Source organism: Rhodanobacteraceae bacterium (genome assembly GCA_016713135.1).
In the GTDB taxonomy this organism is placed as follows: domain Bacteria; phylum Pseudomonadota; class Gammaproteobacteria; order Xanthomonadales; family SZUA-5; genus JADKFD01.
Genome location: JADJPR010000020.1, coordinates 355,378 through 367,570, shown reverse-complemented (window position 1 = coordinate 367,570; position 12,193 = coordinate 355,378). Strand labels below are relative to the sequence as shown.

Sequence of the window (12,193 nt, the reverse complement as noted above, 5' to 3'; positions counted from 1 at the left end):
CTCTGCTCGCGCACCTTCGTTGCGCCGGATCCGGAGTCCCCAATGCCCACCCTTTTCGACCCGCTGACCGCGGGTGCCCTGCAATTGCCCAATCGCGTCGTGATGGCGCCGCTGACGCGCGCCCGCGCCGGTCGCACGCACATCCCCAATGAGCTGATGGCCGAGTACTACAGCCAGCGCGCCGGTGCCGGCCTGGTCCTGACCGAGGCGACCATGGTCGCGGCCGACGGCTGCGCTTTCACCGGCGAAGGCGGGCTGTACGACGAGGCCACCACCGCCGGCTGGCGCCAGGTCACCGATGCCGTGCATGCCCGCGGCAGGCGCATTCCTGGTGCAGCTCTGGCACCCCGGACGCGCCGCGCACTCATCGCTGAACGAGGGCGTGCAGCCCATTTCCAGCAGCGACCGCGGGATCCGCGGCGACACCATCAACACGCCCTGGGGGGTCAAGGACTACGAGGCGCCGCGGCGATTGCGCACCGACGAGATCCCGGAGATCGTCGAGCTGTTCCGCCGCGCGGCGCTGCGCGCACGCGAGGCCGGTTTCGATGGCGTGCAGATCCACGGCGCGCATGGGTACCTCATCGACCAGTTCCTGCGCGACGGCAGCAACGACCGCGACGACGAGTACGGCGGCAGCCTGCCCAACCGCGCCCGGTTGCTGCTCGAGATCACCGACGCCTGCATCGAGGTGCTCGGCGCCGATCGCGTCTCGGTGCGCATCTCGCCGCGCGTCGGCTACAACGACATGGGCGATTCCGACCCCGAGGCCCTGGTCGAATACCTCGCACGCGAACTCGACCGGCGCCGCATCGCCTTCCTCGAACTGCGGCATGCCGATCACCGCGATCCGGCCGAGCAGCGCCTCGCGCTGATCGCGCGCCACGAGTTCAAGGGCGCGCTGTTCGTCAACGGCGGTTTCGATCTCGCCAGCGCGCAGGCGGCGGTGGCGTCCGGCGGCGCTGACGCGGTGGTGTTCGGCAAGGCCTACATCGCCAATCCGGACCTGGCCGAGCGCCTGCGCCGCGGCGAGCCGCTGAATGCGGTCGACTTCGCCACTCTGTACACCCCGGGACCGGCGGGCTACACCGACTATCCGGTCGCCGCGGCCTGAGTCGGAACTGCGCCACGTCCGCAGCCTGCGTATGCTGCCGGGCTCGATTGCGGCGGATGCAGAACTTTGAGCAGGGACCGGCTGGACCAGGAGCGCAAGTTGCTCGGCATGGCGTCGCCGCGCGCGCTGGCGCTGCTGGAACTGGCTGCGCTGAGCACCGAGGGCTGCAATGAGGCGGCCCTCGGGCACCTGCACGGCGTGCTCGAGCTGGAGCCCGGCGGGCAGGCGCTGCCGGCCAGCGAGGTGCGCGCGCATCTGCAGCCGCTGCGCCCGCTGCTCGGCTTCGGCGGTTACGCCGCGATCGTGCGCGTCGAGCGCCGCGGCCTGCGCCAGCTGCTGATCGAACAACTGCTGCGCTCGCCACGGCTGGACGCCTGGCGCACGCGCAAGGCGGAGATCGCTGCCAGCCTGCAGCCGGCCGATTACGTCGTGCGCACCGATGGCTGCAACACCTCGCTGCGCGCCTGGCTGCTGGCCGGCCTTGCGCCCGGCGAAATCGCCGGCCTGCTGGGCCAGGCGGACGAGGCGATCGACTTCGTTTCTGCCGCGCGCGACATCCTGCCGGATCCACCGACGCTGGCAGCGCTCGGCCGGCTGCACGGCGATGTCGCCATTCGCATTCTCGCGCCATATCTCGCGGCGCGCGCGCAACATCCGATGGACGACATCGGCGACCTGCTGCAGGCGGGACTGGCAGCGATCGAACGCGGCGCCTCCGAGGAATACTCGCTACGGGTCTACGCCCAGCTCGCGGCGATGTGCGGGCGCGACGACTTGATCGCGCGCATCCCGCCCGCGGCGACTCAGGCCCGCGCCGATGTCGTCCTCCTGCAGACGGCCTTCGGCAGCAGCGATCCGGCGCCGGTGGCGGCCATCGCCGAACACACCGCGGCGCGCGGCAAGGCGGGCGCCTGGCCCACGCCGCAGCTCGTCGGCGGCTTGCAACGCCTTGCCCTGCTGGCGATCGGCGGCAGCGCCCAGCGGCAGTCGCTGCAGCGCCTGCACAAGCGCCTGATGAGGCAGCGCGCCAACTTGCAGGCGGACGAGTGGATCGCCAGCGCGGCCGATTGCCTGGAAGCGGGCGCGGACGTGCGCGTGCCGCCGCTGCCGGCGCCGACGACCCGGCCCGATGCCGCGCTGGCGCCGATGTCCGCCCTGACCTGGCTGCTGCTGCAGCGCTGGTTCGCGCTGCGCCCGCCGGCACATGCGGAGGCGGCGGTCGAGCTCGCCCTCGCGCGCATGCGCAGTGCTGGCCTGCAGCGCATGGCGCACTGGGTGGAGCAGGCGCGCGCGCCCGCGGCGGACCGCGGCCCCGCTGCCTGGCGCAACCCGGAGGCGCCTTGGCAGCAGTTGCTTGGCGTGTTGTCCGAGCTGGCGGGCGAGGACGGGAAGGCCGCCGGCCGCGACGAGCGCAAGCACTCGCGGATCCGCGCGGTGGTGCTGGAGGTCGCCGATTCAGGGACCGGGCTGCGCATCGAGTTCTTCGAACAGAAGCCCAGTGCGCGCGGCGGCTGGACCGCTGGCCGGCGCATCCAGAGTGGCTACGACGCCAAGGAGGCGATGCAGCGCCTGGCGCCGGACAACGACGCCGACCGCGACCTGCTGCGCGCGCTGGCCGCGCCGGCAGCGCATTTCTATGGCACACGCCTGGGAGCGGACTCGCCGGCGCTGCTGGCGCTCGCCAAGTGCCCGGAGGTCTACCAGGCAGATGGCATCCAGCCGCTCCGGGTGAGCATCGAGAAGCCGGCGCTGACGCTGTCGCGGCACGCCGACGGGCGCGTCGAACTCTCGCTGTCGCCGCAGCCGGAACCGGACTGCGATGCCCTGGCATTGCTCGATGGCGGGGCCCTGCGCGTGGTGCGGTTTCGCGCCGAGCACCGGCGCATCGCGCGGCTGGTCGCCCAGGGCGGCAACCTGCTGCCGGAGGGCACGCTGCCGCAGGTGCTGGCGCTGGCACCTGCGCTGTCGCGGTCGCTGGCCATCGAGGCGGACATCGATACCGCCGAGACCGTCGAGGACGTCGACGCGCGCGTGCATGTGCTGCTGGAACCGCTGCGCGAGGGCCTGCGCCTGCGCCTGCGCGCGCGGCCGCTGGGCGAGGAGGGCATGCTGGTGGTGCCCGGCCTGGGCCAGCGCGAGCTGATCGGCCTGCGCGGCGGCCAGCCGGTGCGCGCGGTGCGCGACCTGGATGGCGAACGCCGTGCGCTGAAGGCGCTGGTCGACGCGGTGCCGCTGCTGGCCGGCAGCGAGAACGGCGAGCCGCTCGACCTGCCGCAGCCCGAGGAGGCGCTCGAAGCGCTGTCGCAACTGACCGAACTTGGCGATTCGGTGCCGCTGATCTGGCCCGCCGGGCCGCGCTGGGCGATGACCAAGACCCGCGCGGCGCAGCAGCTCAGCCTGAAGGTGCGCGCGCAGCGCGACTGGTTCCACGCCGAGGGCGGACTGGCGCTGGATGACGGCCAGGTGGTGTCGCTGGCGCAACTGCTGCAGGCGTTGCCGTCGGCGCAGGGGCGCTTCCTGCGCCTCGGCGGCGACCGCATCATCGCGCTGACCCAGGACCTGACACGCAAGTTGCACGGCTTGCGCGCGCTGGCCGACGAGCGCGGCAAGATCGAGCTGGCGCCGGTGGCCGCCGCAGCGCTGGAACCCTGGCTGGAGTCGGGCGCCGAGATCGAGGTCGACCGCCGTTTCCGCGAGCAACTGGCGCAGATGGAGCGCGCCGCGGCGCTGATGCCCGCGCTGCCGGCGGATTTCCAGGCCGAGCTTCGCGATTACCAGCTGGACGGCTACCGCTGGATGATGCGGCTGGCCGAATGGGGCGGCGGCGCCTGCCTCGCCGACGACATGGGCCTGGGCAAGACCGTGCAGGCGCTGGCGGTGCTCGCCGCGCGCGCGCTGAAAGGCCCGGCGCTGGTGGTCGCGCCGACTTCGGTGGTGGCCAACTGGCGCGCCGAGGCGCGCCGCTTCGCGCCCGCGCTGGAACTGCGCGTCTACGGCGATGGCGACCGCGCGGAGGCCTTGTCGACCCTTGGCCCCGGCCATCTGGTGCTGGCCAGCTACGGGCTGGTCACGCTGAACATCGAGGCTTTCGCCGCGGTCGAGTTCGCTACTCTGGTGCTGGACGAGGCGCAGGCAGTCAAGAACGCCGCAGCGCAGCGCAGCCAGGCGATGCGCAAGCTCAAGGCGCAGGCGCGCATCGCCACCACCGGCACGCCGATCGAGAACCACCTCGGCGAGCTGTGGAGCCTGATGCGCATCCTCAATCCCGGGTTGCTCGGCAGCCAGGAGCACTTCGCCAAGCGCTTCATCGCGCCCCTGGAGCGCGACCCGCGCGCGCCCGAGCGCGACACCCTGCGTCGCCTGATCTCGCCCTTCCTGCTGCGCCGGCTGAAGTCGCAGGTGCTGGAGGAACTGCCGCCGCGCACCGAGATCGTGCTCACGGTGGAACCTTCGGGCGAGGAGGCGGCGCTGCTCGCGGCGCTGCGGCGGCAGGCCATCGAGCGCCTGGCCCAGGGCGGCAGCGGCGAGCAGCGGCGTTTCCACGTGCTCGCCGAACTGACCCGGCTGCGCCGCGCCGCCTGCCACCCGCACCTGGTCGCGCCCGAGTTCAAGCTCAACGGCGCCAAGCTCGACCAGTTGCTCGAGCTGGTGCAGGAACTCAAGGACAACCGCCACCGCGTGCTGGTCTTCAGCCAGTTCACCGATTACCTCGCGCTGGTGCGCGCCGCCTTCGACCGCGCCGGCATCGGCTACCAGTACCTCGACGGCAGCACCCCGGCGAAGGCGCGCGAGCAGGCGGTGACGGACTTCCAGGCCGGTGTCGGCGATGCCTTCCTGCTGAGTCTCAAGGCCGGCGGCGTGGGCCTGAACCTGACCGCGGCCGACTACGTCATCCACCTTGATCCGTGGTGGAATCCGGCGGTGGAGCAGCAGGCCACCGACCGCGCGCACCGCATCGGCCAGACCCGCCCGGTGACGGTCTACAAGCTGATCGTCAAGGGCAGCATCGAGGAGCAGATCCTGCAACTGCACGGCAGCAAGCGCGAGCTGGTCGACAGCGTGCTCGGCGAGCAGGATGTCGCGCAGGGACTGAGCGTCGAGGAACTGGTCGGGCTGTTGAACGGCTGATGCCGGTCAGGGCGTGAGCACCAGGCGGAAGCTGATCGTCACCTGGTTGGCGATGGTCTCCGGATCCGCCCACTCGCCGCTGCCGATGCCGAACTGGCTGCGGTCCAGCGTGGCCTTGCCCTCGATCGACTTGCCATCCGCGGACGGTGCGATGTCCAGCGCCACCGGGTGGGTCTCGCCCTTGAGCGTCAGCGTGCCGGGGCAGGACAGGCGCGCGCCAGCGGCGCTGCAGTCGCCGCTCGAAACCCATACCGCCTGCGGGTGCGCCTCGGTGTCGAAGAACTCCGGCGTGCGCAGGGTGTCATCGCGCTCGGCGTAGTCGGTGTCCAGGCTGGCCACGTCGATCTCGGTGCGGAAGCGCGTGGCCAGCGGCTTGGCCAGGTCGAACTCCGCCGTGCCCGAGAACGTGCGGAACACGCCCGGCACCGCCTCGCCACCGTAGTCCCCGGTGAACCCGAGCTCGCTGTTGCTGGCATCGAAGCGGAAAGTCGCGGCGTCGGCGGCGCCGCAGATGGCAAGACCGATCAGTGCGATGGCGCGGAACATCGGCAACTCCGGGATTCAGGGTGTCTGGGAGGAAGAGCAGGACGCAGAGGACGCAGAGGAGAAGCAGAGAGAACGCAGAGGAAGGTCGGGAGAGGGCAGGGTGCGCCGGGATGAAGAGTCATCGATCAAAGGCCGGAGGTAGGTTGCTCCCGATTCGACCTGGGATTCTCTCCGCGTTCTCTCTGCTCCTCCTCTGCGTTCTCTGCGTCCTGCTTCTGCTGGCGGCCGCCACAAAGTCAGCCAGGGCGACCCCACGGCAGCATCCGCCGGAGGGTGTCGTCCTTGTCGACCAGGTGGTGCTTGAGCGCGGCGAGGACGTGGAGCGCGATCAGCGCCATCAGCGCCCAGGCCAGCCATTCGTGGGTCTGCTGCCAGAAGGCGAAGGCGGCCTTGTCGCGCGGTACCAACGCCGGCACCTTGAACAGCCCGAACCAGGTCAGCGGGAAGCCGGCCGCGGAGTTCTGCAGCCAACCCGTCAGCGGCATCGCAAGCATCAGCGCGTACAACAGCCGGTGCGTGTACGCGGCGGTGGTCACCTGCCAGGCGGGGATCGATTCGGCCAGGAAGGGCGGCGGCCGGTGCAACCGCCACGAGAGGCGCACCAGCGCCAGCGCCATGACGGTCAGGCCCGCCCATTTGTGCCAGGTGTAGACCTCGATCTTGGTCGGCGAGTTCTTGAGGCCCGTCATCCATAGCCCCACGCCGAGCAGGCCGATGATCGCCAGCGCCATCAACCAGTGCAGCGCGATCGCCACCCCGCTGTAGCGCGGCGTAGGCTCCGGGGCGAAGCTGAAGTCGGGGTCGCGGGGCATGTGGGGTTCTCCGTGGGTCGGCGTCGGAGCCGGTGCAGCTTGACGCAGAAAGCGGGGCGAGGGGCAGGGGGCGGGGGACCAGGCTTGCGCCACGGTTCGACCTTGCCGCGGTTCTGACTACCTGGCAATGACCAACCCGATCACATCAGGGTTTCTGGTGCATCGAACCGGTTCCCCTGCCCCCTGACCCCTTCCCCGCTTTCCCAACCCTCAGCCCGCGCTCGCCTCGATCTCGATCCGGATCTGCACATCATCGCTGATGCCGCCGAGGTACTCGGACATGCCGAACTTGCTGCGCTGGATGGTGCCCGTTGCGGAGACGCCGATCGCCGGCTTCTTGCTGAAGGGGTGCGGGCCGGCCTGGTTCAGCGTGGCCTGCAGCGTCACCGGCTGGGTGGCGCCCTTGAGCGCAAGGTCGCCGTGGATGGTCATGGTCTTGTCGCCGGTCTTCTCCACCTTGGTCGAGACGAAGCGGGCCTCGGGGAAGCCGGCGACGTTGAACCACTTCTCGGCCGATACGTGCTCCTGCCAGGTGGCGTCGCCGAGGTTGATGCCGGCCACATCCAGGGTCACGTCGACCTTCGCGGTGCTCCAGTCGGCGCTGTCGAAGCTGATCGTGCCGTCCTTGACGTGGAAACGCGCGGTGCTGTTCGACAGGCCCATGTGCAGCACGCTGGCGTGCACCTGGGTGTGCACCTTGTCGAAGGCGTAGTTCAGCGGTTCGGCGCTGGCGCCATTGCCGAGGGCGAGGGTGGCGAGGGCGATCAGGGTACGCATGAGTCAGGCTCCGGATGGGTGACAGGCGGTGCGCCTGTGGTGGTGGCATCTTGCGGAAGAGCGACGGCTGGGCCAATCTGCCGGCCTCCGCGACGTCATTCAAATTCATTGAATGCCTACATCGGGTGAATTGGGACTGGACGACATCGAGTTGCTGGCCGCGATCGGCGCCACCGGCTCGATGGCCGCCGCCGCGCGCGCGCTCGGCAAGGTGCCGTCGGCATTGACCTACCAAGTGCGGCGGCTGGAAGAACGCCTGGACCTGTTGCTGGTGGATCGCCGCAGCGGGCGCGCGCAGCTGACCGAATCCGCGCAGCTGCTGGTGCGCGAAGGCCGCGATGTGCGCGCCGCGCTGACCGGTGCGCTGACCCGTGCGCGTCGGGCGGCGCTGGGCTTCGAGTCCGAGCTGGTGATCGCGGTGGACGCCATCGTGCCGCTGGATGTGCTGTGGCCGCTGGTGCGCGGCTTCGACGAGCTCAAGGCGCCGACCCAGATCCGCTTCTGGCACGAGGTACTGTCCGGTAGCTGGGAAGCGCTGCTGAGCGGACGCGCGGACCTGGTCGTCGGCGCGCCCGGCGAGGCGCCCGCCGACCACGCGATCCGCCTGCAGCCGCTCGGGCGCATCGACTTCGTCTGGTGCGTGTCGCCGCAGCACCCGCTGGCGCGCGCAGCGGAGCCGCTGTCGCCGGAGCAAATCGCACAGCACCGGGCGGTGGCGGTGGCCGACTCTGCGCGCTCGATGCCGCGGCGCACCGCCGGCCTGCTGCCCGGCCAGCCGGTGATGACGGTGCCGGACTTTCGCTACAAGATCGCCGCGCAGATCGCCGCGCTGGGCTGCGGCTACCTGCCGCGGCACATCGCCGAGCCCGAGCTACGCAACGGTCGGCTGGTCGCCAAACGCCTGGCGCAGCACGGCGAGATCAGCCAGAGCGTGCACCTGGCCTGGCGCGAACCCGTCCGCGGCCGCGCCCTAGCGTGGTTCCTGCAGGCCTTCAGCGGGGTCAGGTTCAATGGGTGAGTTGTCCGGTGAGTCCCGGTCGCTCCTGCCGGTACGCTTATTCGCGCATCGAGCTGTCGCGTGCCCTTGCCTGCTTGTTTGTCCGCAAAGGACGCCAAGGACGCAAAGAAGAGCGTCCTGGGTTGCGCAGCATCCACATGCCCCGGATATCCGGCAATCGATCTGGCTCTACTTTGCGCCCTTTGCGTTCTTTGCGGACAAAAGGATTGTATTTTTTGGGGCCGCCGTGCCGCCCAAGAAGATCGCCGACAGAGTCGGCTCCCACGGGCTCGCGGGGTGCGAGCTTCGCTGCCCACAACCCACAACCCACAACCCACAACCCACAACCCACAACCCACAACCAGCCCAGCCGCCCTCAGCTCCCCCGCCGGCGCAGATAATTCAGCACATCCATCCGCGTGATCAGGCCGATGAAGCGCTCGCCGTCGACCACGATCGCGACATGCCCGCGCTCGAACAGCGGCATCAGGGCGTTGATGTCGGTGCGCATGTCGACCAGATCGAGCTTGGTGATCATCGCCTCGCTGACCGGGCACTGGAACTGGCCGGGGTTGTTGTGCACCTTGAGCAGCACGTCGGACTCGTCGACGATGCCGACGATGCGGTCGCCGTCCATCACCGGCAGTTGCGAGACGTCGTACAACTTCATCCGCTGGTAGGCGACCGTGAGGGTCTCGCCGGGGCGCACCACGATGGTGTCGCGCTCCGAATACGGCCGGTTGATCAGGTCGCGCAGATCGCCGGTGGTCTCGCGCGTGATGTAGCCGTTGTCGCGCATCCAGTAATCGTTGTACATCTTCGACAGGTACTTGTTGCCGGTGTCGCAGACGAAGGCGACCACCTTCTTGCGCGTGGTCTGCTCGCGGCAGTAGCGCAATGCCGCGGCGATCACGGTGCCGGTGGAGCTGCCGCCGAGGATGCCCTCGCTCTTCAGCAGTTCGCGCGCCACCTCGAAGCTCTCGCGGTCGCTGATCGCGTAGGCTTTCTTCACGTGGTCGAACTCGCTGATCGCCGTCAGGTAGTCGCCGCCGATGCCCTCCACCGTCCAGCTGCCGCCGCTCGGGTCGAGTTCCTTCTGGTTCACGTATTTGGTCAGCACCGAGCCCACCGGGTCGGCGAGGATCAGGTCCACATGTGGCGCGGCGCGGGTGAAGAAGCGCGACAGCCCGGTCAGGGTGCCGCCGGAGCCGACGCCGAAGACCATCGCGTCCATGTCGTGACCCATTTGCTGCCAGATCTCCGGCCCGGTGCCGAACTCGTGCGCGTAGGGGTTGGACTGGTTGCCGAACTGGTTGATGTAGATCGCGCCCGGGGTTTCGCCGGCGATCCGCCGCGCCATGTCCTGGTAGTACTCGGGATGGCCCTTGCCCACATCCGATCGCGTCAGCACCACCTCGGCGCCCATCGCCTTGAGGTTGAAGATCTTCTCGCGGCTCATCTTGTCCGGCACCACCAGGATCAGGTGGTAGCCCTTCTGCTGCGCGACCAGCGCCAGCGCCAGGCCGGTATTGCCGGCGGTGCCTTCGACGATGGTGGCGCCCGGCTTGAGCAGCCCCCGACGCTCGGCATCCTCGATCATCGACAGGCCGATGCGATCCTTGATCGAGCCGCCGGGGTTGGTCGACTCCATCTTGAAGTACAGCTCGCAAGGACCGGTGTCCATGCGCTGGCAGCGCACGATCGGCGTGTTGCCGATCAGTTCGAGCACGTTGTTGTAGACCGCCATCGTCATCTCCCCAGGGCGCCGCGGCGCCGTCCGCGTGAAGGGGCGAAGACTGCACCAGCGCGGCGCAAAGCGGTAGGTTCGGCGCTGCGATCCGCGCGCCGCGACGCCATAATGTGCACCGGAAACGGGAGCCATTCGCATGAACCGCAACCTGATCATCCCCTTGGTGATGGCTGACGGCCTCGCCGCCGTATTGCTCGCCTTCGGCCTCGGCGCGCACTTCGCGCCGGAGACCACGCCCTTCGACCTGATCGCCGCGCGCGGTCTGGCGCTGCCGCTGATCGTGATCGGCGCGGTGGGCATGCTGGTCTGCGGGCCGCTGATGCTCCGCTGGTTCATCGCCTCGATGCGCGAGCGTGGCCGATGAGTGCGAAGCGCCGCCAGCCCTCCGCAGTCGAACTGCGTGCTGCTGAACTGGACGATGCCGCCGGCGTCGCCGCGCTGTACCGCGACCCATCGGTCTACGGCGCGCTGCTGCAGCTGCCGTTCCCGCGCGAGAGCTACTGGCGCGAACGCATGGCCGGTAGCGATCCGGACAACCTGCATCTGCTGGCGCTGGTCGACGGCAAGATCGTGGGCCACGCCTATCTCGGGCGTCCGCTGCCGCACGCGCGGCGCCGTCATGCCGGGGCCATCGGGATCGTCGTCGACCCGGCCTTCCAGCGCCGCGGCATCGCCGACGCGCTGATGGTCGCGCTGATCGATCGCGCCGAGAACTGGATGCAGATGACGCGCCTGGAACTGGAGGTCTACGTCGACAACGCGCCCGCCATCGCGCTCTACCGCAAGCACGGCTTCGTCGAGGAAGGCCGCATGCGCGCCTATGCCTTCAGAAACGGGGAATATGTGGATGTGTGGGGGATGGCGCGCGTGAAGCTGGAAAAGGTGAAAAGTGAAAAGTGAAAAGTGAAAAGTGAAAAGTGAGGTGTTACGAGGTGTTGCGCTTTAGCGCCAAGACGGCTGCCTTGGACAAACGGCAGTGTGTCGAGGTCGCCCCTCCCCTTTCACCTTTCACTTTTTACCCCCTTCCTCACTTCACCTGATGCGGGAACAGCCGCCGCTCCAGCCAGGCGAGGCCGTGGTCGATGGCCCAGGCGATCAGGCTGATGATGCCGAGGATCAGGAAGATGTGTTCGGTCAGGCCGCGGCGCTGGCTGATGTTGAGCATCGCGCCGAGGCCGTGCGGGGCGTTGATCAACTCCGCCAGCATGATGTAGCCGAAGGACAGGCCGAACAGCCCGCGCAGGCCGCGGTACATCTCCGGCATCGCGGTGGGCACCAGCACCTTGAGCATGATCTGGCGGTCGCTGGCGCCCAAGGTTCGCGCCGTGTCGACGTAGCGGTCCGGCACCGCAAGGATGGACGCGGCGGCGGTCGCGAACACGAAAGGCACCGCGGCGATGAAGATGAACATCACCTTCTGGGTCTCGCCGATGCCGAACCACAGGATGGTCAGCGGGATCAGCGCGGCCACCGGCACGTTGCTGGCCGGGATCACGATCGGCTTGAGGAAGGCTTCCAGGACGCGCCAGGAGCCGGCGAGCACCCCGAGCGGCACGCCAACAGCGAGCGCCAGGCTGAAACCAGCGAGCACCCGAACCATGGTCGCGGCGATGCCCTTGCCCAGGTCGCGCTCGAACAGCAGATTCGGGATTGCCCCGATCACCTCGCCCGGGCTGGGCAGGATCGCCGGCGAGATGAAGCGCTCCTCCGCCGGGCCCAGCGTCAGCGCGAACCAGAAGAAGCCGACCAGCACCAGGCAGGTCGCCGCCAGCAGCTTGCCCGTAGCCGGCGCCGGCGCCTGGCGCAGGTCGAGGGACATCCAGGATTTGGCCATGGCGCGGGCTCCGAGTGGGGCTTGGCGCAGACTAGCAAGAGTCAGCGGGGAAGCGGGCTGATCGTTGGTTCTGGGTTGTGGGTTGTGGGTTGTGGGCAGCAACAGCCGGCGTGCCGGGAGCCGGTGGGAGCGGCTTCAGCCGCAATCCATTGTTGACGACCGCGGGAGGAGATCGCCGACAGAGTCGGCTCCCGCAGGTCCGCGGCGCGCGAGTTTCGCCGCCCACAACTCACAA

9 protein-coding genes and 1 pseudogene are annotated in these 12,193 nt (G+C 69.3%); 5 read left to right on the top strand and 5 right to left on the bottom strand.

Features of this window, described 5'->3' with window-relative positions:
- Positions 1–42 precede the first annotated feature (42 nt).
- Positions 43–1,114, top strand: a pseudogene (locus IPK27_16525) (alkene reductase).
- Between the two features lie 66 nt (positions 1,115–1,180).
- Positions 1,181–5,242 carry a DEAD/DEAH box helicase gene (locus tag IPK27_16520; protein MBK8069166.1) on the top strand — a complete coding sequence of 1,354 codons (4,062 nt, stop codon included), beginning with the start codon at positions 1,181–1,183 and terminating at the stop codon, positions 5,240–5,242.
- A gap of 6 nt (positions 5,243–5,248) precedes the next feature.
- Here the strand turns inward: IPK27_16520 and IPK27_16515 are convergent, their stop codons facing one another.
- The 3 genes from IPK27_16515 to IPK27_16505 all read right to left on the bottom strand — a co-directional run bounded on the left by IPK27_16515 (position 5,249) and on the right by IPK27_16505 (position 7,377).
- The gene (locus tag IPK27_16515) at positions 5,249–5,788 is read right to left on the bottom strand and encodes a YceI family protein (GenBank protein MBK8069165.1); all 540 of its coding nucleotides are present in this window, start codon (positions 5,786–5,788) and stop codon (positions 5,249–5,251) included.
- Positions 5,789–6,024: 236 nt separating this feature from the next.
- Entirely contained in the window at positions 6,025–6,600 is a 576-nt protein-coding gene (locus IPK27_16510; protein MBK8069164.1) for a cytochrome b, read from the bottom strand.
- A 210-nt stretch (positions 6,601–6,810) separates the two neighbouring features.
- The gene (locus IPK27_16505) at positions 6,811–7,377 is read right to left on the bottom strand and encodes a polyisoprenoid-binding protein (GenBank protein ID MBK8069163.1); all 567 of its coding nucleotides are present in this window, start codon (positions 7,375–7,377) and stop codon (positions 6,811–6,813) included.
- A 112-nt stretch (positions 7,378–7,489) separates the two neighbouring features.
- On the opposite strand from IPK27_16505, the gene IPK27_16500 reads away from it, so the two are divergent.
- The gene (locus IPK27_16500; GenBank protein ID MBK8069162.1) at positions 7,490–8,395 is read left to right on the top strand and encodes a LysR family transcriptional regulator; all 906 of its coding nucleotides are present in this window, start codon (positions 7,490–7,492) and stop codon (positions 8,393–8,395) included.
- Positions 8,396–8,750: 355 nt separating this feature from the next.
- On the opposite strand, the gene IPK27_16495 is transcribed toward IPK27_16500, so the two are convergent.
- The gene (locus IPK27_16495; protein ID MBK8069161.1) at positions 8,751–10,121 is read right to left on the bottom strand and encodes a pyridoxal-phosphate dependent enzyme; all 1,371 of its coding nucleotides are present in this window, start codon (positions 10,119–10,121) and stop codon (positions 8,751–8,753) included.
- Between the two features lie 139 nt (positions 10,122–10,260).
- Here IPK27_16495 and IPK27_16490 point away from each other — a divergent pair, with 139 nt between their 5' ends.
- Both IPK27_16490 and IPK27_16485 read left to right on the top strand, forming a co-directional pair.
- Positions 10,261–10,488 carry a hypothetical protein gene (locus IPK27_16490; protein ID MBK8069160.1) on the top strand — a complete coding sequence of 76 codons (228 nt, stop codon included), beginning with the start codon at positions 10,261–10,263 and terminating at the stop codon, positions 10,486–10,488.
- Positions 10,485–11,024 (top strand): GNAT family N-acetyltransferase, encoded by a 540-nt coding sequence (locus IPK27_16485; protein MBK8069159.1) that lies wholly within the window; start codon positions 10,485–10,487, stop codon positions 11,022–11,024. The genes IPK27_16490 and IPK27_16485 overlap by 4 nt, the downstream gene beginning before the upstream one ends.
- A 127-nt stretch (positions 11,025–11,151) precedes the next feature.
- On the opposite strand, the gene IPK27_16480 is transcribed toward IPK27_16485, so the two are convergent.
- Positions 11,152–11,958 carry an ABC transporter permease gene (locus tag IPK27_16480; protein ID MBK8069158.1) on the bottom strand — a complete coding sequence of 269 codons (807 nt, stop codon included), beginning with the start codon at positions 11,956–11,958 and terminating at the stop codon, positions 11,152–11,154.
- Between the last annotated feature and the right edge of the window lie 235 nt (positions 11,959–12,193).